At 66.0% G+C, this 24,882-nt stretch carries 25 protein-coding genes; 7 read left to right on the forward strand and 18 right to left on the reverse strand.

Annotated features, from left to right (window positions below; genetic code table 11):
- Positions 1–35: 35 nt before the first annotated feature.
- Genes K940_RS30000 through K940_RS0122795 form a run of 4 tightly spaced genes read right to left on the reverse strand, consistent with a single transcriptional unit; the run spans position 36 to position 9,851 of the window.
- The gene (locus K940_RS30000; protein ID WP_051407461.1) at positions 36–4,616 is read right to left on the reverse strand and encodes a non-ribosomal peptide synthetase; all 4,581 of its coding nucleotides are present in this window, start codon (positions 4,614–4,616) and stop codon (positions 36–38) included.
- 12 nt (positions 4,617–4,628) lie between these two features.
- Positions 4,629–7,757, reverse strand: coding sequence for a nocobactin polyketide synthase NbtC (gene nbtC, locus K940_RS0122785; RefSeq protein ID WP_036529893.1), 3,129 nt, complete (start codon positions 7,755–7,757; stop codon positions 4,629–4,631).
- Entirely contained in the window at positions 7,750–9,072 is a 1,323-nt protein-coding gene (locus K940_RS0122790) for a polyketide synthase (protein ID WP_028479358.1), read from the reverse strand. Before K940_RS0122790 ends, nbtC begins: the two co-directional genes overlap by 8 nt.
- A 26-nt stretch (positions 9,073–9,098) precedes the next feature.
- On the reverse strand, positions 9,099–9,851 hold the full coding sequence (locus tag K940_RS0122795) for a thioesterase II family protein (RefSeq protein ID WP_028479359.1): 753 nt from the start codon (positions 9,849–9,851) through the stop codon (positions 9,099–9,101).
- A gap of 158 nt (positions 9,852–10,009) precedes the next feature.
- Here K940_RS0122795 and K940_RS30005 point away from each other — a divergent pair, with 158 nt between their 5' ends.
- Positions 10,010–10,666 (forward strand): GNAT family N-acetyltransferase, encoded by a 657-nt coding sequence (locus tag K940_RS30005; RefSeq protein ID WP_036529978.1) that lies wholly within the window; start codon positions 10,010–10,012, stop codon positions 10,664–10,666.
- A gap of 4 nt (positions 10,667–10,670) precedes the next feature.
- Here K940_RS30005 and K940_RS0122805 read toward each other — a convergent pair whose 3' ends face one another.
- The gene (locus K940_RS0122805) at positions 10,671–11,957 is read right to left on the reverse strand and encodes a SidA/IucD/PvdA family monooxygenase (protein WP_028479360.1); all 1,287 of its coding nucleotides are present in this window, start codon (positions 11,955–11,957) and stop codon (positions 10,671–10,673) included.
- 146 nt (positions 11,958–12,103) lie between these two features.
- On the opposite strand from K940_RS0122805, the gene K940_RS0122810 reads away from it, so the two are divergent.
- The 4 genes from K940_RS0122810 (at position 12,104) to K940_RS0122825 (ending at position 15,325) form a co-directional block, all read left to right on the forward strand.
- Entirely contained in the window at positions 12,104–12,571 is a 468-nt protein-coding gene (locus K940_RS0122810) for a hypothetical protein (RefSeq protein ID WP_028479361.1), read from the forward strand.
- 126 nt (positions 12,572–12,697) lie between these two features.
- Positions 12,698–13,405, forward strand: coding sequence for a siderophore-interacting protein (locus K940_RS0122815; protein WP_028479362.1), 708 nt, complete (start codon positions 12,698–12,700; stop codon positions 13,403–13,405).
- 164 nt (positions 13,406–13,569) lie between these two features.
- Complete coding sequence (locus tag K940_RS30010; RefSeq protein ID WP_081706568.1) at positions 13,570–14,574, forward strand: RluA family pseudouridine synthase; 1,005 nt, start codon at positions 13,570–13,572, stop codon at positions 14,572–14,574.
- Between the two features lie 10 nt (positions 14,575–14,584).
- Positions 14,585–15,325 carry a CPBP family intramembrane glutamic endopeptidase gene (locus K940_RS0122825; RefSeq protein WP_028479363.1) on the forward strand — a complete coding sequence of 247 codons (741 nt, stop codon included), beginning with the start codon at positions 14,585–14,587 and terminating at the stop codon, positions 15,323–15,325.
- Between the two features lie 125 nt (positions 15,326–15,450).
- Here K940_RS0122825 and rpsQ read toward each other — a convergent pair whose 3' ends face one another.
- The 11 genes from rpsQ to rpsJ are packed head-to-tail and all read right to left on the reverse strand — an operon-like array spanning position 15,451 to position 20,757.
- A complete protein-coding gene (gene rpsQ, locus K940_RS0122830; protein WP_028479364.1) occupies positions 15,451–15,723 on the reverse strand; it encodes a 30S ribosomal protein S17 in 273 nt (90 codons plus the stop codon).
- Complete coding sequence (gene rpmC, locus K940_RS0122835; protein ID WP_028479365.1) at positions 15,720–15,959, reverse strand: 50S ribosomal protein L29; 240 nt, start codon at positions 15,957–15,959, stop codon at positions 15,720–15,722. Before rpmC ends, rpsQ begins: the two co-directional genes overlap by 4 nt.
- A complete protein-coding gene (gene rplP, locus K940_RS0122840) occupies positions 15,959–16,375 on the reverse strand; it encodes a 50S ribosomal protein L16 (protein WP_028479366.1) in 417 nt (138 codons plus the stop codon). Before rplP ends, rpmC begins: the two co-directional genes overlap by 1 nt.
- Before the next feature lie 3 nt (positions 16,376–16,378).
- Entirely contained in the window at positions 16,379–17,173 is a 795-nt protein-coding gene (gene rpsC / locus K940_RS0122845; protein ID WP_028479367.1) for a 30S ribosomal protein S3, read from the reverse strand.
- Positions 17,174–17,584 carry a 50S ribosomal protein L22 gene (gene rplV / locus K940_RS0122850; RefSeq protein ID WP_028479368.1) on the reverse strand — a complete coding sequence of 137 codons (411 nt, stop codon included), beginning with the start codon at positions 17,582–17,584 and terminating at the stop codon, positions 17,174–17,176.
- Complete coding sequence (gene rpsS, locus K940_RS0122855; RefSeq protein WP_028479369.1) at positions 17,581–17,862, reverse strand: 30S ribosomal protein S19; 282 nt, start codon at positions 17,860–17,862, stop codon at positions 17,581–17,583. Before rpsS ends, rplV begins: the two co-directional genes overlap by 4 nt.
- Positions 17,863–17,877: 15 nt before the next feature.
- On the reverse strand, positions 17,878–18,714 hold the full coding sequence (gene rplB / locus K940_RS0122860; RefSeq protein ID WP_028479370.1) for a 50S ribosomal protein L2: 837 nt from the start codon (positions 18,712–18,714) through the stop codon (positions 17,878–17,880).
- A 33-nt stretch (positions 18,715–18,747) separates the two neighbouring features.
- Complete coding sequence (gene rplW, locus K940_RS0122865; protein WP_028479371.1) at positions 18,748–19,053, reverse strand: 50S ribosomal protein L23; 306 nt, start codon at positions 19,051–19,053, stop codon at positions 18,748–18,750.
- Complete coding sequence (gene rplD, locus K940_RS0122870; protein WP_051407463.1) at positions 19,050–19,775, reverse strand: 50S ribosomal protein L4; 726 nt, start codon at positions 19,773–19,775, stop codon at positions 19,050–19,052. Before rplD ends, rplW begins: the two co-directional genes overlap by 4 nt.
- Entirely contained in the window at positions 19,772–20,437 is a 666-nt protein-coding gene (gene rplC, locus K940_RS0122875) for a 50S ribosomal protein L3 (protein ID WP_028479373.1), read from the reverse strand. Before rplC ends, rplD begins: the two co-directional genes overlap by 4 nt.
- Before the next feature lie 14 nt (positions 20,438–20,451).
- Entirely contained in the window at positions 20,452–20,757 is a 306-nt protein-coding gene (rpsJ, locus tag K940_RS0122880) for a 30S ribosomal protein S10 (RefSeq protein WP_003938093.1), read from the reverse strand.
- Between the two features lie 504 nt (positions 20,758–21,261).
- Here rpsJ and K940_RS0122885 point away from each other — a divergent pair.
- Together K940_RS0122885 and K940_RS0122890 are read left to right on the forward strand one after the other, a co-directional pair.
- On the forward strand, positions 21,262–21,756 hold the full coding sequence (locus K940_RS0122885) for a hotdog fold domain-containing protein (RefSeq protein ID WP_028479374.1): 495 nt from the start codon (positions 21,262–21,264) through the stop codon (positions 21,754–21,756).
- A gap of 178 nt (positions 21,757–21,934) precedes the next feature.
- A complete protein-coding gene (locus tag K940_RS0122890) occupies positions 21,935–23,125 on the forward strand; it encodes a lycopene cyclase family protein (protein ID WP_028479375.1) in 1,191 nt (396 codons plus the stop codon).
- A gap of 66 nt (positions 23,126–23,191) precedes the next feature.
- Here the strand turns inward: K940_RS0122890 and K940_RS0122895 are convergent, their stop codons facing one another.
- Positions 23,192–24,061 (reverse strand): ABC transporter permease, encoded by an 870-nt coding sequence (locus K940_RS0122895; protein ID WP_028479376.1) that lies wholly within the window; start codon positions 24,059–24,061, stop codon positions 23,192–23,194.
- Positions 24,058–24,879 (reverse strand): ABC transporter permease, encoded by an 822-nt coding sequence (locus K940_RS0122900; RefSeq protein WP_028479377.1) that lies wholly within the window; start codon positions 24,877–24,879, stop codon positions 24,058–24,060. The genes K940_RS0122895 and K940_RS0122900 overlap by 4 nt, the downstream gene beginning before the upstream one ends.
- Positions 24,880–24,882 lie beyond the last annotated feature (3 nt).

The following is a 24,882-nucleotide window of genomic DNA, read 5'->3' on the forward strand; positions in this document are numbered from 1 at the left end:
CCTTCGTATCTCCTGACGGGCTTGGGGTTGGTGGCTCACACCGACTGTGAGCGCGAATCACCGGCAGTGATCGGCGCGCAGGCGTGGGCCAGTGCCGCGACGGCGGCGCGCCAGATCTCGGCGAGGCGCTCCACCTCGCCGGCAGTGAAGATCGCATTGCTCCATCGCAAGACGGTGACCAGTTGCGGTCCCGCAGCGGTGGCCTGGACCCCCGCAATGACATCCAGGGCGTAGCGGAGCGGGAAGTCGGGCTCGGGGGCCGTGGGCAACCGAGTGAACAGCTCGACCTCGGAGACCGGTGTCCACGCCTGCCGGGCTCGTGCCAAGTCGAGACGGCCGAGGTAGTTGAACAAGACCTGCGGTTCGGCGGCTGCGGCGAGCTCGGCATCCGCAGCCAGATAGCGCAAGACACCATAGTCGGCCCCGTTGTTCGGCACAGCGGCCAGCGCAGCGGCGACCGAGTTCAGCAGGTCCCTGGCCCGCGCCGGCTGCTGGTGCGCGGCGTGCACATCCACCACGTCGGCGCCGACGCCCAAACGGATGGGGAACACGCTGGTGAACCATCCGACCGTCTGGGTGGTGTCGATATCGGCGCCGAGTGTTGCGTCTTCGCGACCGTGGCCTTCCATCGCGAGATACGCTCCGCCGCTGGCATCGTGGCCGTGTTCGCCGCGCCAGGTGGCCAGCGTCATGGTCAGTGCCGCAAGGAGGAACTCGCGCACGCCGAGTTCGTCGGTGAGCGCCTCGAGCACCGACGCAGTGGTCGCGGGGGTGGTGAGTATCGGGTGTACCTGATAGGACGACCAGGTGTCGATGCGCGGATCGGGGCGCCGCGCGGCCAGCATCGGATCCGGACCTGCGGTTTGTGCGAGCCAATACGCCCGCTGTGCTGCCACGTCCGCGGCGTCCATGCGAGCACGAGTGCGCTCGGCCCAGGCACGGTAGCTGGTGTACTCCACCGGCCGTGCGAGTTCGGCGCTCGACCGACCGCTACGCACCTGCTCCCACGCTGCAGCCAGATCGGCGCAGACGATGTGCCAGGACACCGGGTCGACCGCGAGGTGGTGGATGCTGAGCAACAACAGGTCGGCGGCCCCGGGGCGGGCGAACCATACCGCTCGCACCAGATCGCCGGTGAGCGCGTCGATCTCGTCGGCCACGATGCGAGCGTGCCCGCCCAGACCGGCGGTGTCCTGCTCGTCGGCCTCGATCCTGGTCAGGATGTCGGTAGCGCGGACGACGCCGGGAGCGCGCGTGAGGACGTCGTAGCCGGTTGCGGTTTCGACGAACCGGGCACGCAACATCGGGTGACCGTCCAGCAGCGCCTGTAGCACCGCCTCCAGACTCCGCCGATCCACGTTCGCGGGCAGCTCCAGCACGGTGCTGAGCGCCAGGCGGCGATAGCCGCCGTGCTCGTGCATCCAGGACAGGATCGGAACCCGACCCACCGCGCCGAACTCGTCGACCGCAGCCGTCGATTCCGCGCTCTTCCCGGCGTCGATGCCTGCCGCGAGTTCCCGGATCGACGTCGCGGTCAGCACCGCCCGCGGACTGGTCGCGATCGCCTTGCGGCGCAGCGCATTGACCAATGCAATGGCGACGATACTGTCCAAACCCAGCTCGACCGGATCGGCATCGACCCCGGGTTCTGCACTGCCGGTGAGCTCGGCGAGCGTCGCACACAGTACGCGTTCGGTATCGGTACTCGGTGCGGTTGCGGACGCCGCGCGGTCCACAGCGGCGGCAGCCATGGTTTCGAGCCGTCGGGTGTCGAGTTTGCCGTTGCCGGTGACCGGCAGCTGGGCCACGGTGAGGATGCGATGCGGGACCATGTACCCGGGCAGCCTGCTGGTCGACTCCGCGCGCAACCGAGCGGGCTCCAGCTGCGAGCCGACCGCGAATCCGATCAGAGTGGGGCCGCTGGAACGGCGCAGCACAACGACCGCCGCGTCCCGCACGTCGGGCACCGCGCGCAACGCGGCCTCGATATCGCCGATCTCGATGCGGTAGCCGCGAACCTTCACCTGGTCGTCGGCGCGTCCCAGGTAGGCGAGATCGCCGGACGGTACCCGCCGAACCAGATCACCGGTGCGATACATCCGCCGACCCGGCCGGAAGGGGTCGGCCAGAAAGCGGTGGGCGGTGGCGCCGGGCCGGGCCGCATAGCCGCGGGCCAGCTGCGCACCGGACAGGTAGAGCTCACCCAGAACACCGTTCGGCACGGGTCGCAGCCGAGAGTCCAGGACGTATCCGGTCATTCCGGTCGTCGGTGACCCGATGGTCGGCGTGGCATCGGGATCTGTCACTGCTGCCACCACTGCCTCGACGGTGGTTTCGGTCGGGCCGTAGCAGTTGTGTACAGCGGTATCCGGCAAGTCGCACAATTGCCGCCACAGTGGGACGCCGATGGCCTCTCCGCCGAGCGCCAGCACCGCGAGGTCGGTGCCGTGCTCACCGACCAGACCCGCGGCAGCCAGCTGGGCGAACATCGAGGGCGTGGTGTCGATCATGTCGATGCCGTGGCGCGCGATCCCGGTGACCAACCGCGCAGCGTCACGCATCTGCTCGGCATCGAACAGGTGGATCGCATGGCCGTCGAGAAGACCGATCATCGGCTGCCAGGACGCGTCGAAGCTCAGCGACCACGCATGGCCGATGCGCAGTGGTCGACCGAGGCGGGCGAGGGCGGGCCGATACACCCGGTCACGGTGATCGGCGAAATAGCCCGCCAGGGCAGCGTGTGTGCCCATCACACCTTTGGGTTCGCCGGTCGAACCAGAGGTGAAGATCAGGTACGCGCACTGTTCGGGATGCCCGGCCGGTGCCGAGACCAGCGCCGCGGAATCGGTCGCGACGGTCTCGAAGGACTCGACCGGCGGCAACGAAGCGATCTCGTCCAGCACCGGCGCACCGGCGTCCACCAGAATCAGCCGGGGGCGGGCTTGCCGCACGATCGATTCGATACGCGCGGCAGGCAGTGTGAGGTCGATCGGCACATACGCAGCGCCTGCGGCCAGCACACCGAACAGAGCCACGATCGATCGGACGGACCGTGGCATGGCCAGAGCGACGATGTCTTCCGGTCCGATACCCCGCGCGGCGAGGCCACCGGCCACGCGCAGCACCGCATCGGACAGGTCCCGGTAGGTGTAGCGCTCGTTCTCGCTGCTCAGCGCGAGAGCGTCCGGCGTCGCCGCCACCTGTCGAGCCAACAGGTGCGGCACCGTTGTGTCGAGCACATCGAGCGCGGGGGTGGCCGGCGGCCGCGGGAATTCTCCGGGCACCAAGACATCCACTGCGTCCTCGCCCGCGTCGCCGATGTCGGGCAGCTGGCGCAACACGGCCCGAAGGCGAGAGCCGAGATCGGCCGGCGAGAGTTCGCCCAGCACTTCGGTGACGGCCTCGACCACCACGGCCAATTCCCCGTCGAGCAGAAACGACACCACAGCCAGCGGATAGTGGGTCAGACTCTCCGACGCGGTCGCTCGGAAAGTGGTCCCGTCCGAGGTGGTGATCGCGCGCAGCACATCAGCGACCGGCGCGTTCTCGTAGACGAACAGTGTGTCGAACAGCGCCCCGCGCCCCGCGGCGCGCTGGATCGCCGACAAGCTCAGGTACCCGTTGTCGCGCATCGCCGCTGATGCCCGCTGCAGCTGGGCACAGCCCTGCGCCACGCCACCGGTGTCCGCATCGTCGAGTCGGACCCGTACCGGGATCGTGTTGATGAACAACCCGATCATCGTCTCCACCCCGGCCAGCTCGTCCGGCCGACCGGAGACGGTGGTTCCGAAGACGATGTCTCGGCGATCGGTAAGACGTCCAAGGACGATCGCCCAGGCGTACTGCACGACCGTGTTCAAGGTCAGACTGTGCGCACGAGCCCAGGCGTGTAGCCGCTCGGTGTCGGCGCCGCTGAGCACCTGCTTGTGCACAGTCGGCACGACCGTGTTCACCGCGGACTCGGTGCGCTCGGCGAGCAGCAGTGGCTCGACGTCTTCGAGGTAGTCGGCCCAGGTGCGCAGAGTCTGCTCGGTGTCGCGAGCAGCCAACCAGCCGATGTAGTCGCGATAGGGTCGCGGCGCAGGAAGCGCCGCGGCCGACCCACCGGCCTCGTAGACCGCGAACAGTTCACGGAAGAAGACCCCGAGCGACCACCCATCCATCAGAATGTGATGCGCGGTCACGATCATCCGATGCGACCTGTCGGGCAAGGCGACCATCACGACGCGCAATGCCGGACCGTGTGCGAGATCGAAGCCACGGCGCGCTTCCGATGCGGCAATAGCATCGAATTCTCGCTCGTCGGCACTTCTTTCGTACCAAGGCAGCTCGACGGAGCTGGGCACGATCTGCACCGGCCGGGGTACGTCCCGATCCCAGAACGACGCGCGCAGATTGGCATGGCGCGCCACGATGGCATCGACACTGCGGCGCAATTGTGCGACGTCGATCGGGCCCAGGACCTCGATCACGAACTGCATGGTGTAGAGGTCGTCGCCTCCGGCCAACTCGGCGAGCGAGAACAGGCCCTCCTGCAACGGGCTCAGGGCCAGCACGTCCTCGATCCGCGGCGCGGCGCGGCGCGGCGTCGTCGCCGCTTGCGTGGTTTCCGTCATCGCGCACGCTCCTCAGTCGTTGTTCTCGGACATCATCAGCACGACCTCGTCGAGTGAGGCACCGGCAAGGATGGCGGCGACCGGTAGGTCACGCTGGACTGCGACTGCGAGTCGCTTGCGTAGATCGAGTGCTTGCAACGAGTCCATCCCCAGAGAAACCAGCGGGACGGAGCCGTCGATGGTCTCGGCGCCATCCATGAGCATGACGTGGTTCAGTTCCTGGCGAACGCGGACGGCGACATCGACATTCGGGGCTACCCCGCCTCCGCCTGGGGCGACCTCCAGTGACGGCACCGACGGCGGCTCGACCGCCGACGACTCCATCACGGGCTTCGCCGATGCCGCGACCTGCGCGTGCTCGACCGCCTCCCGCAGTGCGGGTGCAAAAACCGGTTCCAGCCCAATGGTTTCGACCAGATCACGCAATCGCACCCAATCCGCGGCCAGCACGATGCAGTTGTCCGAGGCGTCGGTCAGCCCCGACGCGATCGCGCTGCGCGCGTCCATCGGTCGCAGTCCGGCACCCTCGATTCTGGCTTCGACAGCGGCGTCGGCCGCCGGTGGCAGCACCCACAGCCCCCACTGCACCGCGGTGCAGACGCGCCCCTCGGCCCGCAATCGGCGGGCCATGGCATCCACCATCCGGTTGGCGCCGGCGTACAGCGCTTGGCCCCAACCGCCGAGGGTGGCCGCGAAGGACGAGCACAGCACCGTGGTGGCCTGCGCGGTCGTCGGCACTGCGCGCATCACCGCGCCGAAGCCGACCACTTTGGCGGCGGCCACCTGTGCCACGTCCGCGGCATCGGATTCTGCCGTGGTGGCATACACGTAGTCCACCGCGGCGTGCACCAGCAGGCTGACCGGACGCGTCGAATATCGGGCTGCGAGGTCGGCGACGGCGGCCCGATCACCGAGGTCGCATGCCAGGACATCGATCTCGGTGTCGCCGAGCGCACGTATCCCGCGCAGGCGCTCGGTGATCACCGGGGTCTCGCCGCGACGACCCACCAGGGTGACGCGCACCGCGCCGTCGCGCACGAACTGCGCGCAGAATTCCAAGCCGACATGGCCGGTGCCACCGAGGATCAGGACCTCACTGAGATCGACCGCGGTGGCCACGGACTCGGGGTCGGGGCTGGAGTGGGGCTCGCAGACGACCAACCGCTTGGCGTACCAGCTGCCCTCGCGCAGCGCGACCTCCGGTTCGTCGGCCAGATGCAACGCCTCCAAGAGCCGGTCGGCAGCCACCCTCGGTTCCAGCTCGCGGTAGCGAGCCGGCAGGTCGAGGCGGCGGAAGGCCACTCCTATGTGCTCGAGCGCCACACATCGGAATGCTGCCCCGGCGGCGGTGCTCGACAGAATCGGAATCTCGTTCTCCCGCACGGCTTCCGCCCCAGCGGTGACCAGCCAGCACTCGGTCACCCGCGGTCCCAGAGCCGCCAGCCAGTCTTGATCGGTGACGAATTCGGTGAACTCGGCAACCGCTGCAGCTTCGTCGTAGACCTCGCTCGGCGGGAGCAGCACCACCACCGTGTCGGCCTGTTCCACGGGCGAGCCGTCGAACATCGACACCGTCGCACCATGGCGCTCGGCGCGCGCACGCAGCGCCGCAGTCAATTCCGCACAGCGATCACCACGATCGACCAGACAGACGGTACGTGGCGGCGTCAGAGTGCGACGCGACAGTCGAACCCAGTTCTCGGTCAGTCGTGCCGGCGCCCCGTCGGTTGCTCCCACGGTCTGGTCGGCGGATCGGTACGAAGCCCACAATCGCTTCGAGGTCATGTGCGTGTGTGGGAAGTTGCGCAACGGCAACCGGACCGGCGAATCCGGTACCCGAAGGCTGTCCCACCGGTAGTTCAGGTCCTGCACGGCGAGAGTCGCCAGATTCCGCGTGAACTCCTGCAATCCGGTAGCGGTGCGCCGCGACGTACCCAGCACTCGATACTCCCGCGCGCCGGTTTCCGGATCGGGCACGGTGCTCAGATTCTCCTGAATGGCCAGCTGCAACATCGGGTGTTCGGCGACTTCGATGAAGGTATCGATGTCCGCGGTGGCGGCGCGGACGGCGCGATCGAACCGAACCCGGTTGCGCAGATTCCAGTACCAATAATGTCGGTGGGTGATCTCAGGGGTGATCGGCCCTCCGAGCGTTCCCCCATAGCACGTGATCTCGGTGGGCGAGAAGGTAGGGGTGCTCATCTCGTCACCGAGCATCGACTCCATCTGGTCGCGGATACCGATCAGGTAGGAGGTGTGCGCCGGGTAGGCCACCTTGATCTCCTTGGCGAACGTACCGCGACGGGTGGCGATGGCCACCAGGTCGGTGATCGTCTCCTGATCACCGGAGATGGCCAGCAGGTGTGGGGCGTTCACGACCGAGAGTTCGGCCCAGCCGGAATGCCGGGCCAGCAGATCTTCGCAGTCGTCACGGTCCATACCCAGCACCGCCATCGAATACTTCCCCGGGGGTACGAGAGTGTCCACGAGCCGCGCTCGGTGGGTCACCGCGAGCACGGCATCACGCCGAGTCATCACCCTCGACACCGCGCCGGCCGCCAGTTCGCCTTGACTGTGCCCGATCGTCGCTACCGGGTCGACCCCGTAGGCCTGCCACATGGCCGCCAAGCCGACCATATGGAACATCAATGCCGGCTGGACTTCCCAGACCACATCCGCGTATTCACCGTCGATCCCCAGCAGATACTGCAACGGCTTGCTGTGCCCGTAGCGCTGTCGATGGATTTCGACACAGGCGTCGACTTCGGCTCGGTATTCCGGCGACGTCTCGTAGTACAGCGCGCCCATACCAGGTCGCTGACTGCCTTGACCAGGGAAGACGAACCCGGTGCGGCACGGCGAAGCGACTCCGGTCGTGGTGACCACGGCCGGATGCTCGCTGTCGGTGACGATGGACCGCAGTGCATCCAGAAGTTCGCTACGGGTGTCGACCATGGCCAGGGCTCGGCGACGGCGCGCGACTCGGGTGCGAAACACCATGTCCGCCATCTGCTGCGATGTCACCTGGGGATGGCGGTCCAGGTAGGACAGCACGGCTGCGGCCTCCGCGCGCAGCCCATCGGGGGTGTCGGACGACATCAGCACCGGCACGGTGCCGTCCGGGAGACGGTAGTCAGGCATCGGTATCCTCCAGAACCGGCATTGCGAGGATGGCGTGTGCGTTGGTGCCCGCGACGCCGAACGAGGAGACGGCCGCATAGCGGACGCCGTCGGGCGCTTCCCAGGGTTCGAGTTCGGTCGCCAGCCGCAGGCCGGTCGCGGACCAGTCCACGGCAGGCGACGGTTCGTTTCCATACAGACTGGGGACGATGTGACCGCTGGCGCCACACAGCACCACCTTGATCAAGCCGAGCATGCCCGCGGCCGCCTGCGCGTGGCCCACATTGGTCTTCACCGAACCCAGCCGTGGCCCGCGACGGGCGTCCGCGCCATAGGTGTTGCACAGCGCGGTCAGCTCCAGCGGATCACCGACCGGGGTGCCGGTTCCGTGCCCTTCGACCAGCCCGACCAGGCGCGGGTCGATACCGGCGGCGTCGATCGTCCTGCGCACCAGTGCTTCTTGCGCGTGCGCGCTGGGCACCGCGATGGGCGCACCTTTGCCATTGTGGTTGATCCGCGACGCGAGCAGCCGAGCATAGATCCGATGACCGAGTGCGCGAGCGCGGGATTCGGATTCCAGGACGACCACGCCGGCGCCCTCGCCCCACACTGTGCCGGTGGCGCTCGCAGAGTATGCCCGCAGATGGCCATCGTCGGCCAGTGCATGGCTTTTCGCGAATTCGTAGAACGCCCCCGGCGAGCCCATCACGCACACCCCACCGGCGAGCGCCCAGTCGCATTCGCCCGATCGGATCGCGGCCGCGGCCTGGTGCACCGCGGTCAACGACGAGGCACACGCGGTGTCCACCGTCACCGACGGCCCCATCAGTCCCAGACAGTGCGAAATCCGCCCGGCGACTGCGCCGAGCGCAGTCCCGACCGCGCGATAGCCGCTGTGCTCGTTGACCTCTCCGACGCGCGGGCCGTATTCGGTGAAGGAGGCGCCCATGAAACAGCCGACTTCGCTGTGCTCCACCGTGGTCGGGTTGATCCCCGCGTGCTCGAGCGCCCGCCAGGCCACCCGTAGCGCAACCCGCTGCTGTGGGTCCATCGCAACCGCCTCACGCGGGGTGATCCCGAAGAATCGGGGATCGAATTCCGTAGCTCCGGTCAGGAATCCACCCGCGTCGGCAACCGATGCCCATCCCTCGACACGACCGAGACCGAACATTTCGCGTAGTGGCCATTCCCGGTCCCGAGGAAAGGGCCCGATCAATTCCCGAGATTCGGCGAGTGCCGACCAGAAATCGTCCACGTCGTCGACGCCCCCCGGCGCCTCGACCGCCATACCGGCGATGACGATGTCGTCCTCATCCCCCGCAACGGATCGTGCCATGCCACACCTACCTCGTGAGTTACCAACTATCTCGCCGAGCACACGTCGGAGGCCACCAATTCGGCGATGCCCTCGACGTGGTCGTTGAGATAGAAATGCCCGCCGTCGAAGAGGGTGACGGCAATCTCGCGCTCGCTGTGCGCAGCCCATTCCTGCAGGTGTCGAGCAGTGACGTGCTCGTCGTCGTTGCCGCCCAGCACGTGCACCCGGGCGCGTACCCGAACCGTGGGCTCGCAGACATAGCGATCGAACGCAGCATAGTCTGCCTTGAGGGCCGGCAGGGTCATTCGCATGACCTCTCGACTGGCCAGGACCTCGGCGCCGGTTCCGTCGAGCGCAGCGAGGTGGTCGAGCAGCTGCTCGTCCTCGGTCGGATGCTCGGGCATGTCCACCACGCGGTACGGCGCCACCGCCCCGGACGCGGCGAGCAGGCCTACCTCGATGCCGGCGGCCTCGGCCTGCCGGACGAACTCGAACCCGACCATCGCACCCATGCTGTGCCCGAACACGGTGATCGCGCCGTCGTGACGGCCGGAGTTCACGAAAGCATCGAGTGCGCCCGCGGCCAGCTCCGGCAGCGTGGCCGCCATCGGCTCCGCCGCCCGGTCCTGGCGACCGGGGTATTGCACGACGAACACGTCGAAGTTCTTGCTGAGCGCCTTGGAGAAGTGGCGGTAGGTGGAAGCGCCGCTACCCGCGTGCGGAAACATCAGCAACAACGGGCTCGATTCCGAGTCCGGCTTGTGGAATCGACGGATCCATCCAAGGTTTTTCGGCATCACGGCTCCTGCGTCAGGGGGATCGCTGCGATGGCCGCTCGGCTGCGCCGTCTGCGACGGCCGGGCTATGCCACCCAGCGACGTTAGCATAGCCTTACCAACCTAAACCTAGGGTAGCCTTATGACACTGTGAATGGAGCCGCAGCGCAATGAACCACATCGGATCGCCGTACACCCTCGCGCGGGAGCAGACCGACGTCTCCGACGATGTCGACAAGGCGCCAGCTCCGGTGGTACCCGAACTCCCGGAACCGTTTCGCCTGCGTCTGGCCGAGCCCGACGGCGCCGACCCCGAGATGCTTGCCCGATGGATGGCACTGCCCCACTTGGTCGAGACGTGGGAGCAGGCCTGGCCAGCCGAACGTCGTCGGATCGACATCGCCACACAGCTGGGCGGAACATACTCTCGGCCATGCATTCTGAGCTACCACTTCGCGGCGATCGGCCGGCCGGACCTGGGACGCCGCGACGTCGGCTATGTCGAGTTGTACCGGGTGGCCAAGGACGAGTGCGGCCGGCTCTACGATGCAGACGCTCTGGACGTGGGCTTCCACATCGCGACCGCCGATACGAACCTGATCGGCCGCGGCATCATGTCGACCTTCATGGACCGATTGGCCGCCGGTTTGTTCGCCACGGAACCCGGGTGTCGGCGAGTCATCGGCGACCCCGACCACCGCAATGTTCCGACACGGAGGGCACTGGTCAAGAACGGCTGGATCGATGTCGGCGAGTTCGACATTCGGCCCGATCGCCGGATCGCGCTGCATATCCGGCCGCGCACAGCGGCGGATATGCCCACGATCCGGCCCTGAACGGTCAGCGACCGGCCCGCACCCGGTTTCGCACGTGCGCGGGCCGGGCTCCGACCGAGTCGGTGCGCAGCACCCTGTCCGAAAGCTCTCCCAGGCAACTCAGATTCGGAAATCCCGGCCCTTGCGCCAGCGCGGCGAGATTCGGCAGATACAGCTTTGCGTCCAAGCCCGACACCGCCAAGTCGTATCCGATGGAGGACTCGATTCGCGCGTGGGTCACACGGCCACCGACCGCGAGTTCCAACAAGTCCGATGCATGGGCATCGAACATGTCGAGGAACCACAGCGGTTCCCCGCCGGTCGCGTCGATCACCAGATCGACGACATGCACCTGATCCGGGCGCATCTCGTTGCGCAGCGTCAGCGCCACGCCCTCGCCCTGATCGGCGATCCGAACCACGCGACCCTGCATATGGTGCACTCGATCGTCGCCGAGCAGGGTCTCCTGCACCTGCACCGAGAACACCCCGCGGTCGGTGCGGCGGATGACTTCTCTGCGCTCCTCACTGCTCAGCGCACTCCACGTACTGGGATCACTGAACAGCGAATTCTCGAAGTAGCTTTCGCCGCGCGTGAAGATCGTCGCCATCGGTGAGATCACCGAAATGGACAACATGCCGTGGCCCACGAGCTCGTCCAGCGCCGACCCGGCGGTCTCGCCACCGCCGATGACGGCCGCTCTCGAGGAGACCGGCAGTTTCCGTTTGCCGGCGAGATCCCAGAACTCCGCGATGCTGAGTACCTTCGGATGCTTCGTCAACGCCTTCTCGCTGTGGCCGGGCCCAGTGATCATCAAGGAGTCGGCGTCGATCTCGGTCGGGATGCCAGCGGCATCCACCGCCGTCAGCAACCAGCCGTCGGCGGTGGCAGCGATCGATCGCACGGTGCCGACGACGAGTTCGAGATCGATCCGCGTGGCCACCCATTGGAGATACTTCGCCCACATGTGGTGTTGCGGACTGGGCCGACCCCGATCGACCCACTCGGCGTAGGTGCCCTGGTCGATCAGGAACGATGTCCAGCTGTAGGCCATCATCGCCCCGTTGATCGCACGGTTGTGTCCGCGCGCCCACGTCGAGCGGTAGGGGAAGCCGACATCCTTCTCCGGACTGGTGCCGAGTCGGTGCCTGCCGTCGGTCCAGCCGCCGGTGGCCAACCAATTGCCGCCAACAGCCTGTGCTTCCACCACGACAACGCGCGGTGCCGGCAACCCCAGCTCCCGCAGTACGTGCGCCTTCGTCGCGACAGCCATCGCCTTCGGACCCGCACCGATCACCACTAGCGTTTCCACCGGTTCTCCTACTCTCCCGTTGTGGACTTCGGGGTCCGCACCCACGTTCACCGAAGCTCGGCTTTATGTTTGCATAGGCTTACCTTACAGTGATCGGTTGGAACCACTCCCCATACGCGGGGACACGCCAACGATTGGACGAATCGATGATCAGTACCCGAAAGAGGCTGGGCGCCCTGGCTTTCACCCTGGCCGCCCTTCTCGGCGGCTTCGGCACCGTGACCACGACGGCACTCGCCGCAGCGGCCCCCGTCCTCACGCCGGTGCGCGCCAGCGCGCCGACCGTGGGTGAGCTCAATGCCAAGATGGGCATCCTCTTCGACCCCGGTGCACCGCGCGCCGCCCGGGCTGCCGAGCTGGAGACCGGCGCGGCGGGCCTGCCGGCCTTCGACGCCGCCGCCACGCTGATCGCCATTGCGCCGGCGAGCTGGCGCTGGAGCGTGACCGGCCCGGTTGTGGTGAACGGCAATACCGCCGCTGCCACACTGGTCACCTCGACCGACGGGTACGACCCCTGGACTTTCGACCTGACCTGGAAGCAGATCGACGGAAGCTGGAAGCTGAGCCGCGAATCCATCTGCACTATCGGCAACTTCGTCGGCCAGGGCTGCTGAATGCGCTGCCGCACGGCTCGACCCATAGCAGCTGCGAGTCGTGCGGCCACCGCGACCTCCGCAGACGCCGAACGACATCGGCGCGCCACACAGCACAGTTCGATAAGTTAGGCTAACCTTATTCGCATGGGAAGAGGGACAGACGGCGTCATCTTGAAGATGTGGCGCGCCGACGACTACCGACTGCGGGTGACGTCGATCGAGGCGATCACCGACCGATACCAACGAATCGGGTTCACAGGGGATGGGCTGCTCACCGACCACCCGATGCATCCCACCCAATTCGTTCGGTTGTGGATTCCCGATGCGCAGACCGACAAACTGCATCATCGTGCATACACGGTCATCGACCAGAATCCGATCGATGACCACTTCTATATCGAGTTCGCCCTCCACACAGGTCCGGCCAGCTCATGGGCACAACGGGCGAAGATCGGGGACGAGATCGACGCATCGGTGCTCGGCTCCGACTATGCACTACCGGTGGACACGCCGAGCGAATACCTGATCTTCGGTGACACCGCCTCGCTGCCAGCGATCAATTCACTGCTCGAAGCCATCGGCGACGTCCCGGCTCGGGTCTGGTTGGAATGGCAGTACGAATCCGACCGCGAGCTGCCGGTGCGCAACAAACCTCACCATCGGGTCACCTGGCTGCAGCGCGTCGACAACGGCCGCCTGTTGCGGGAACAGGCGCAACAGATCACCTGCCCCGTCGACGCATACGCCTGGGTTTCCTGCGATGGACACACCACACGCTCGATCGTCAAGACGTTCAAGCACGCACACAAACTGCCGAAGCCTCAGCTGAAGTACCGGGCCTACTGGAAGTAGGCTCACACCCGCCAACACCCGGGTGTGGGCGACCCACGCCGAACCCTACGGTCTGCCCACACCCGCCCTGGGCGAGCGCCGCTGTCGCGACCTGTGGGTAGTCCTGGTGGGGCTGTAGTCCTGGTGGGGCTAGGGTCGATACCGGAGGGCTAGGGTCGATACCGATGAGAAGGCGCCAGAAACCACCTCTACCGAAGCGACACGGGCTGGACCCCGCCCGGCTACGTCTACCGGAGCAGGGCGAGTGGGAAACCGTTCGAGACCATCTGGTGGAGCGCCTACCGATGGTTGCACCCGCCCGGATCGACGAGCTGCTACGGACGGGCGGAATCGTCGACCTCGACGGCCCGATCACACCGGAAACCCAGTTCGTACCAGGTGGCGCGGTCTGGTTCCACCGCGACCTACCCGACGAAACCCCGGTGCCGTTCGACATCACCGTCGTGCACCGCGACACCGTGCTATTGGTGGCGGACAAGCCGCACTTTCTGGCGACCATCCCTCGCGGCAGACATATCCTGCAAACCGCTCTGGTACGGCTACGCCGGGAACTCGACCTGCCCGACCTGGTCCCGGCACACCGCTTGGACCGAGCCACCGCAGGCTTGGTGCTGTTCGTGGTCGATCCGGCTCGGCGTGGGGCATACCAGACGTTGTTCCACCGACGCGCAGTTCGCAAAGAGTACGAGGCCATCGCACGCTACGACCCCGATCTCGAACTACCACGCGTGGTGCGCAGCCGGATCGTGAAGGACAAGCAGGTACTCGCAGCCCGGGAAGTGCCCGGAGAGCCCAATGCGGAAACCGAGATCGAATTGCTCGCACACCGCGACGGGCTCGGACGCTACCTGCTGCGCCCACTCACCGGGCGGACCCATCAACTGCGGCTGCACATGAACAGCCTCGGCATACCGATCCTCGGTGACAACTTCTATCCCACCATCACCGACAAGCCGGTCGACGACTTCGGCAAGCCACTGCAGTTGCTGGCGGCCTCACTCGGCTTCACCGACCCGATAACCCGGCAACCGCGCCGCTTCGACAGCACGCGCACGCTGCAGGCTTGGCACGATCCGGACGGCTGGGCCACGGTCTCCGCGGCCGGGTACACGGGTGGTCCAGTCGCTGGCGACGCACCGACACATGGACCCACTTCCACCGATCCGTAGACTGGCCCCGATGTTCGAGCAGGACCCGGCTACACCCCCGTCACGCCACCGGATACACGCCTACATCGATGTCGTCGTTGTTGTCGTCGTCTTGGCGGGCACGAATCTCATCGCGCACTTCACCACGGCATGGGCCAGTATCGTCACCGTGCCGGTCGCCGCCGCAGCGCTGCTCGCGATGATGCGCAGCCGCGGCCTCGGCTGGTCGGAGCTGGGTCTGTCACCGCGGCACTGGCGACGCGGTTCACTCTATGCGCTGGGCGCAGTCGGGGTGGTTCTCGCGATCGTCGCCGTCGGCGCGGCACTTCCCCTCACGCAACCGTTCTTCCTCGCAGATCGGTACGCGACCATTTCCGGAGCGCTGATCGCCTCGATGATCGTGATCCCCCTCCAGACCGTCATTCCGGAGGAGTTGGCCTTCCGTGGTGTGCTACACGGCACACTCCACCGAGCGTATGGAGCCCGTGGCGTTTTCGCCGCGGGCTCGCTGCTGTTCGGACTCTGGCATATCGCCTCGTCACTCGGTCTCACCACCAGCAATCGTGGACTCAGCGACATGATCGGCGGCGACCTCGCCGGACGAGTGGCCGGAGTCCTTCTGGTGGTCGCCGCGACCGCCGCGGCCGGTGTGGTGTTCACCTGGCTACGCCACCGAACCGGAAGTCTGCTCGCGCCGATCGCGCTGCATTGGTCGCTCAACGGCGCCGGCGCGCTGGCCGCTGCGGTCGTCTGGCACATCACCCTGACCTGATCGGATGTATCGCGCCGGATCACCGACCGATGTACCCCTGGTGACGACGGGACAGCCCCGAAACACGGCCGAGGCCGCCCGACCGGATCTCCGGTGGGGCGGCCTCGGGTAGGTCGACGACAGGCCTACTTGGCCTTCTCCAGGACCTCGACCAATCGCCAGCGCTTGGACGCCGACAGCGGGCGGGTCTCCATCAGCGCAACGCGGTCGCCAACGCCGGCGATCTCGTTCTCGTCGTGCGCCTTCACCTTCGAGGTGGTGCGAATGATCTTGCCGTAGAGGGGGTGCTTCACCCGGTCTTCGAGCTCGACCACAATGGTCTTGTTCATCTTGTCCGAGACGACGTAGCCGATTCGCGCCTTGCGGCTGCCACGCGCCTGATTCGCCTTCTCGCTCATGCCGCATCTCCCTTGTCAGCGGGTCCGGTGGCCAGACCGAGCTCACGCTCACGCATGACCGTGTAGATGCGCGCGATCTCGTGACGGACAACGCGCAGACGACGGTTGTTGTCCAGCTGACCCGTCGCCATCTGGAAGCGCAGGTTGAACAGCTCTTCCTTGGAGTCGCGCAGTCGGGCCACCAACTCTTCTTCGGTGAGCTCGCGGAGCTCTGCGGCCGGTGTTCCGCTAGCCATCAGAACTGCTCCTCCCTGGTCACGATCCTGCACTTCATCGGCAGCTTGTGCATCGCACGGCGCAGCGCCTCCCGAGCAATCTGCTCGTTCGGGAAGCTCATCTCGAACATCACCCGGCCGGGCTTCACATTCGCCACCCACCACTCCGGCGAGCCCTTACCCGAACCCATCCGGGTCTCCGCCGGCTTCTTGGTCAGCGGGCGATCCGGGTAGATATTGATCCAGATCTTGCCGCCACGGCGAACGTGTCGGGTCATCGCGATACGCGCCGACTCGATCTGCCGGTTGGTCACATAGGCCGGCTCCAATGCCTGGATGCCGTAATCACCGAACGACACCGACGTGCCGCCCTTGGACATGCCGGAACGACTCGGGTGATGCTGCTTGCGGTACTTCACCTTTCGAGGCATCAGCATGCGTCAGCCCTCCTGTTTCTCTGCTGGAGCGTCGGCCACCGCGGTGGCCGCGCGTCCAGCCTCGGTGCTGGTCGCCGTGGTACCGGTCGAACCGGACCGACGCGGGCGGCTCGGGCGCTCCCGGCGCGGACGCTCGGGCGCGGCGGCCGCGGCGGTCAGTTCGCGTTTACCACCGACGATGTCACCCTTGTAGATCCAGACCTTCACGCCGATACGACCGAAGGTCGTCTTGGCCTCGTAGAGGCCGTAGTCGATGTCGGCGCGCAGCGTATGCAGCGGCACCCGACCCTCGCGGTAGAACTCCGAGCGCGACATCTCGGCGCCACCGAGGCGACCCGAGCACTGCACCCGGATTCCCTTGACGTTCGGCGAACGCATAGCCGACTGAATCGCCTTACGCATCGCACGCCGGAACGCAACCCGGTTGGACAGCTGCTCGGCCACAGCCTGGGCAACCAGCTGAGCGTCCGACTCGGGGTTCTTGACCTCGAGAATGTTCAGCTGAACCTGCTTGCCGGTGAGCTTTTCCAGCTCTGCCCGAATGCGATCCGCCTCCGCGCCGCGGCGGCCGATCACAATGCCGGGACGAGCGGTGTGGATGTCCACACGCAGCCGGTCACGGGTGCGCTCGATTTCGACTTTGGAAATACCCGCGCGCTCCATGCCGGTGGCCAGCAGTCGCCGAACGGCGACGTCTTCCTTCACGTAGTCCGCGTACTGCTTGTCCGCGTACCAACGCGACTTCCAGTCGGTGGTGATACCGAGGCGGAAGCCATGGGGGTTGATCTTCTGTCCCATTTACTTTGCCCCTCCCTTCCGGCGGCTGCGAGTGGATCCACCGGAAGTGGGGATGCTCTCGACCTCGATGGTGATGTGGCTGGTGCGCTTGCGGATGCGGAACGCACGACCCTGGGCGCGCGGCTGGAACCGCTTCAGGGTCGCGCCCTCGTCGACGTAGGCCGTCGAGATGACCAGCGTGGCCGGGTTCAGACCGAGGTTGTTCTCGGCGTTGGCCGCGGCGCTGGCGACGACCTTGGCGACCGGCTCGCTCGCGGACTGCGGGGCAAACTTCAGCAGCGCGAGGGCGTCGTCGACGCGCTTGCCACGGACCAGGTCCACGACCCGGCGTGCCTTCATGGGCGTGACGCGAACGTGCTTGGCGGTCGCGCGCGCAGTCGGATTCTGCACCGTCGTGTTGGTATCGGTCATCGCCGCTTGCTCTTCCGGTCTTCCTTGACGTGGCTTCTGAACGTCCTGGTCTGCGCGAACTCACCGAGTTTGTGCCCGACCATGGACTCGGTGACGAATACCGGCACATGCTTGCGGCCATCGTGCACCGCAAAGGTGTGACCGATGAAATCGGGAATGATGGTCGAGCGGCGCGACCAGGTCTTGATGACCTGCTTGCTGCCCTTCTCGTTCTGCACGTCCACCTTCTGGAGGAGGTGGACGTCGACGAACGGGCCTTTCTTGAGGCTACGTGGCATGGTTTACCTCCTCCTTCAGCGCTTCTTGCCGGTCTTACGGCGGCGGACGATGAGCTTGTCGCTCGGACGGTTGGGTTTGCGGGTGCGGCCTTCAGGCTGGCCCCAAGGGGAAACCGGATGACGACCGCCCGAGGTCTTGCCCTCACCACCACCGTGCGGGTGGTCGACCGGGTTCATGACGACACCACGGACCGTGGGGCGGCGGCCCTTCCACCGCATCCGTCCGGCTTTACCCCAGTTGATGTTCGACTGCTCGGCATTGCCGACCTCGCCGACCGTCGCGCGGCAGCGCACGTCGACGCGGCGGATCTCACCGGAAGGCATACGCAACGTGGCGTGCGGACCCTCCTTACCCAGCAACTGGATGCTCATACCCGCGGAGCGGGCCAGCTTGGCGCCACCACCGGGGCGCAACTCCACCGCGTGGATCGTGGTACCCGTGGGGATGTTTCGCAGCGGCAGGTTGTTGCCCGGCTTGATGTCGGCCGTCGGACCGGACTCGATGCGGGTGCCCTGCGCCACTCCCTTGGGCGCGATGATGTAGCGCTTTTCGCCGTCGAGGTAGTGCAACAACGCGATGTTCGCCGTCCGGTTCGGGTCGTACTCGATGTGCGCGACCTTGGCCGGCACCCCGTCCTTGTCCAGACGACGGAAGTCGATCAGCCGGTAGGCACGCTTGTGGCCGCCGCCGCGGTGGCGGGTGGTGATCCGACCGTGGGCATTTCGACCACCCGACTTGGACAACGGGCGCAGCAGCGATTTCTCCGGTGTCGACCGGGTGATCTCGGCGAAGTCCGAGACGCTGGCGCCACGACGGCCCGGCGTTGTCGGCTTGTACTTACGGATTGCCATGAGTTCTTCTCTGCTTTCTGGAGTCCCCGGCGCTTATGCGACCGGGCCTCCGAAGATCTCGATGGGCTTGCTGTCGGCCGAGATGGTCACGAGCGCGCGCTTGGTGCTCTTGCGCTTGCCGTAACCGAAGCGGGTCCGCTTGCGCTTGCCCTGACGGTTGGCGGTGTTGACGCCGGTCACCTTCACCCCGAAGACCTTCTCCACGGCGATCTTGATCTGCGTCTTGTTCGAGTCCGGATGCACCAGGAAGGTATAAGTGCCTTCCTCGATCAGTCCGTAGGACTTCTCGGAGATGACCGGGGCCAGCAGTATGTCGCGGGGATCGGCGATGGTGGTCACTTGCTCTCCTCCTGTGCGATCGCCACGGCGTCCTGCGCGGACTCCGTGGGGCCGTGCACGAACGTGTCGAGCGCCTCCACGCTGAAGACCACATCGTCGCTGTCGAGGACGTCGTAGGTGTTGAGCTGATCCGGAGCGATCGGGTGTACGTTCGGCAAGTTCGCCACGCTCTTCCACGCGGCAACGTCCTCTCGACCGACCACGACCAGGAATTTCTTACGGTCCGACAGTTCGGACAGGAAGCTCTTGGCCGTCTTGGTGGACGGAGTACGCCCGGCCACCAGTTCGGTGATCACGTGGATCCGTTCGTTGCGCGCTCGATCCGACAGGGCGCTGCGCAGGGCAGCGACCTTCATCTTCTTGGGTAGCCGCTGACTGTAGTCGCGCGGCTGCGGGCCGTGGACGGTACCGCCGCCGACGAACTGCGGCGCGCGGGTCGAACCCTGCCGGGCACGACCGGTGCCCTTCTGCCGGTAGGGCTTGCGGCCACCGCCGGACACCTGTCCGCGGGTCTTGGTCGAGTGGGTGCCCTGACGGCTCGCGGCCAGCTGAGCGACGACCACCTGGTGCATCAGCGGGATATTGGCGGCGACATCGAAGATCTCCGCCGGGAGGTCGACCGAACCGTTGGTCTTGCCACCGATCTCCTTGACCGGCAGCGTGAGATTCGCCGACTGCGTGGCGGTGTCCGACTTCTTCGTGTTCACTGCGGCGCTGGTCATGCGTGCGCACCACCCTTCACGGCGCTCTTGACGATCACGACGCCGCCTTTGCGACCCGGGATCGCTCCCTTGATCAGCAACAGACCGTTCTCGGCATCCACCTTGTGGACCGACAGGTTCTGCGTAGTGACTCGGTCGTTACCCATCCGCCCCGACATGCGCATGCCCTTGAACACACGTCCCGGCGTGGCGCAGCCGCCGATCGAGCCCGGGCGACGGTGGACCGCCTGCGCACCATGCGAGGCGCCCTGACCACCGAAGCCGTGGCGCTTCATGGTGCCCGCATAGCCCTTGCCCTTGCTGGTACCGGTGACATCGACGTAGCCGCCCTCTTCGAACACGTCGGCGTTGATCTCCTGGCCGACCTCGAAGGTGGAGGCATCCGCGACGCGCAGCTCGGCGATGTGCCGGCGCGGGGTGACGCCGGCCTTGGCGAAGTGACCGGAGACCGGCTTGGTCACTTTGCGCGGGTCGATGGCGCCGAACGCGAGTTGAACGGCGCTGTAGCCGTCGCGCTCCACGGTGCGAATCTGGGTGACCACGTTGGGACCGGCCTTCACGACGGTCACGGGAACGACGCGGTTCTTGTCGTCGAAGACCTGGGTCATACCGAGCTTGGTACCCAGGATGCCGGCGGCCGGCCGGTTCTTGTTGTCAGTCATATCTCGAGTCCCCGTCACTGGATGTTGACGTCGACGCTGGCCGGCAGGTCGATGCGCATGAGCGCGTCCACCGTTTTCGGCGTCGGGTCGAGGATGTCGATCAGGCGCTTGTGTGTACGCATCTCGAAGTGCTCGCGTGAGTCCTTGTACTTGTGCGGCGAACGGATGACGCAGTACACGTTCTTCTCGGTCGGCAACGGCACCGGGCCGACGACGCGCGCCCCGGTACGGGTCACCGTCTCGACGATCTTGCGCGCCGACGCGTCGATCGCCTCGTGGTCGTAGGCCTTGAGCCTGATGCGGATCTTTTGTCCCGCCACGCTAAGTGTCCTTTTCTCCGCTTTCCTTCGTGGTCCGAAAGCCGGCTACGCCAAACCGTCGCGACCACCCTCTTTTGCACAGCCCGAACACACGAAGACGTCTCAGCCGAGACCACGATCGGACAGGCCCGATCCTCGCCGCTGTTCATCTGTCATGGTTCTCCGGTACACGCGGTCGGGCGTGTCGCCTAGCCGCTCATTCCTCGGCCCGGATCAGCACAGCACTTTCGGGCCGGGAACCTCGTCCCGGACGTGCCCACGCCTGAACGGCGAGGCACACGTTGGAGTACCCTCGCGCCGACCGGTCCTCACTTCCCCGAAACGAGCACAGCCCAGCGCAAGGCAACCCGAACAGTATGCCCGACACCCATGGCCAGTTCAAATCAGCCACCCGCGGGCGGAGTAGTCGCCGCCGCCACCCGGCTCGTCAGCTGGTCACCCCCTATGGCGCCGCCACCGCCGAACGATCGGGCAGACAACTTACCCATGAGTAAGATACTCGAGGTGACGACAGAAACCGCGACATACCGCCACTGGAAAACGCTGGCGCACAATCGCCTGGGCCGTGCTCTGTTCGACGTGGGGTTGATGGCTCGGGTGCCCTACTTCGCCACCGTGCTACCGAAGGTGGCCCGGCTCGAACCGGAATTGTGTGAGGTGACCTCACCGAAGTGGTTCGGTGTCCTCAATCATCTCGGCACGTTCCACGTCATCGCCGCGTGCAATCTGGCCGAGGTCGCGATGGGCATGCTGAGCGAGGCGACGATTCCAACGACACATCGCTGGATTCCGAAGGCGATGAGCGTCCAGTATCTGGCCAAGGGCGAAACCAGCCTGCGCGCGGTGGCGAAGCTGCCCGAGCGCCCCGATTTCGCCACCATCACCGCGGGCTATGACCTGGTGATACCGGTATCGGTCTACGACGGTCTCGGCGTGGAAGTCGTGCACGCCGAGATCACCATCTGGGTTACCCCGAATAGTCCCGCGAGCAAGCGATAGTCCCACGAGTAAGCGTTGTCCCGCGGTGTGATCGACATATCGTTGCGACTCGCGATCAGGGAGTACCGAACACCGGGACTGGCGAAGCACCCGGCGCGTACCTTGTCCAGATGCGCAAGGTCGGCTGCCGAAACGGGACCGGTTGCGGTGCGGGCCGTCGAGCGGTTTGAATGCCTTGATGGCTGTCAGTCGAGACCGGGAAAGCGATCTGTGCGTAGTCGGACTGGGTCCCGCTGGACGCGCGCTCGCCCACCGTGCACTGTGCGCCGGGCTCTCGGTTACCGCGATCGACCCACGGCCGGATCGGCTGTGGCCACCCACCTATTCTTGCTGGCTGGATGAATTGCCGGCGTGGCTGCCGGCAACCGCTATCGCGACGACGATCCCGGCGCCGACGATTTGGACGACCGTACGGCGGCGCATCGATCGGCCCTACTGCGTGTTGTCCAAACACGGCCTGCGTGACGCACTTCCCGTCGACGGCGCCGTCGTGGTCGAGGGCCGTGCCGCCCAGTTGACGGCCCACCAGGTCACGCTGACCGACGGAAGGGTGTTCGATGCGACCGCGGTACTCGATACTCGCGGCCTACCCGGCCCCGGCCGGCGCCGCGCAGCCAGCGCGCATGGTGTCTTCGTAGACGAAGGCAACGCAGCGCCGATGATCGCCGGGAACGAGGGCTTGCTGTTGGACTGGCGGCCGGAGAACGGGGCAGGTCCCACCGAGCCGCCGTCGTTCCTGTATGCGGTGCCGATCGGTGACGGCACAGTGATCTTCGAGGAGACCAGCCTCGGCCTGCGTGGCGGAATGCCACAGCACGAGCTGCGCAAGCGCCTGCTCACCCGCCTCACCGCACACGGCATCCAGCTGACTGGAACAGAACCATGCGAGGCGGCGCACTACCCACTCGACCAACCGCCACCGCCGAAAGGAGGGGCGGGGCCGATTGCGTTCGGCTCACGCGGGGGTGCGATGCACCCGTGCACCGGTTACAGTGTCGCCGATTCCCTGGCACTGGTCGACACTGCGGTCGGTGCGCTGCAGCGCGGACGCGATCCGATCATCGACATGTGGTCGCTACCCGCACGGGCGGTGTACTGGATGCGCATGCGCGGTCTCTACGGTCTTGGCAGACTCACCACCGAACAGTCGGCCGCAATGTTCGACGCATTCTTCGCGTCCTCGCCTAGGGGCCAACGCGCACTGTTGTCCGCGCGCGACGACTATGCCGGTCTGGGCGCTGTATTGTTCGACACCGTTGCCCACACCTGGCCGTTCCGCTGGCGCTACGACCTGGTGGGCTGGACCAACCGCAACCGCTGGCTGAACTATGAGATCGATCCGGCAACGACCTCGGAACCACGCCCATAGCCCAAATCCGGCTTAATAACCGATATCCGACGCACTTTGCCGGAGAGGATTCGCCCATTCGCGCGATCACCCGCCGGTTTCGGCGGCCCGGCGATAGCCGCGGATCGCGGGGTAGCCGAACACGATCACGATGCCCAGGGTCCAGGCGACGGTTTTCAGCATCGGTTCCGCGACGCCCCCTCCGTAGGACAGCCCCCGGACGGCATCGATAGCGCAGCTCATCGGCTGGTTTTCGACTGTTGCCCGCAGCCACGACGGATACGCGTAGGCCGGGACGAAGCCGGTGTTGAAGAACATCAGCAATGTGTTGACAATGCCGATGACATTCACCAACATCACCCCCTCGGTGATGGTGGCCAAGGCGGTGACCATCACCGCGAAAGCCAATCCGAACAACACCGGGATACCGACCAGCACCACGGCGGCGACCGGGCCTTGGTGAAATCGGAATCCCATCACGAGTCCCACACCGATCACGAACAGCGTCGTGACGAGTACCCGCACTACCTCCGCCAGCAGACGCCCGGTCAACCCCGCCGCCCGATGAATCGGCATGGTCCAGAATCGACCGAGCAAGCCGGAGTGCTTATCGGTCTTGAATCTCAACGCACTCACCACTGCGCCAGACATCGCCGACACGAGAGTCAACAGCGCTACCTGTCCGAAAATGCTGGGCTGGCCGGTGAAAGCCGCGATCGGTTTGCCCAGCACGATGTTGAACATCAACAAGGTCAGCGCCGGGTAGACCAATGTCTGGATCGTCGTCGCTGGATCCCTTGCCGCTACCAACAGCAGTCGTTTGCAGTGGATCAGGCTCTGGGTTGCCCAGTTGTGAACGGATCCCTCACGGCGCGCGATCACCTGGGGCAAAGCAGATGGCCCCAGCCCCTGCGCCGCGCCGACGGCCGGCGCCATCGTTGTCTCCACAGAACTCATGACCGCCTCACACTCGCCCAGATAGCCAAGGGTATGAACGCCACAGCCAACCCGATCGACCATGCCAGCGGTACCCACAACACGTCCCAAGCAACGCCGTCGGCTGCCATATCGCGCAGTGCGAACGAGAACTGGGAAATCGGCTGGTTACGCACGAAGGGCCGGATCCACTCCGGAAAATTATGCTCGGGCACGAAACCGCAGGAGAGCATGCCGAAAATCAATGTCGGCAAGGTCAGCGCCTGACTCAGCGACTCCGGGTTCTTGGTGATGTTGCCCAGCGCATCGGCTCCGATCGCGAGCACCGTGCCGACGGCCAGAGCGAACACGCAGAACAGCGCCGCTTGGACCCAGCCTGCCGAGAAGCGGAATCCGATGAGGTGACCGAAGAGCACTGCCGCGGTGAGCGAGGTGATCGACCGCACCAACCCAGCGCTGAGACGCGCGCCCAACGGGACCACCGCCCCGATGGGCATGGCCTGCAGTCGGGTACTCAGCCCGGTCAGGGCCTCGAACGCAGCCAGCTGAGCATTCGACATCATGGTGAAAGCCATGGTCTGTAACACGATGATCGGCATGACGTATTGGGCGTAGTCGATGCCCTGAAAGTTCATCACGAATCGCAGTGGGAGGTAGAAGCCGACCGTGAATACGAGCGGAGTGACTACTGCCGCGACCAACTCGCCCTTGACCGCCATGGTGTGCACGATGCGACTGGTCAGTGCCCACCATTGCGCGAGCGACGACACTCGAGCCGCCGGTAGTTCGGCGAACAGCGTCGCGGGGCCGGCCTTTGCGCTCTCCGGTAGGGCGGTCACAGC

The sequence above is a fragment of the Nocardia sp. CNY236 genome, from assembly GCF_000482385.1.
GTDB lineage: Bacteria > Actinomycetota > Actinomycetes > Mycobacteriales > Mycobacteriaceae > Nocardia.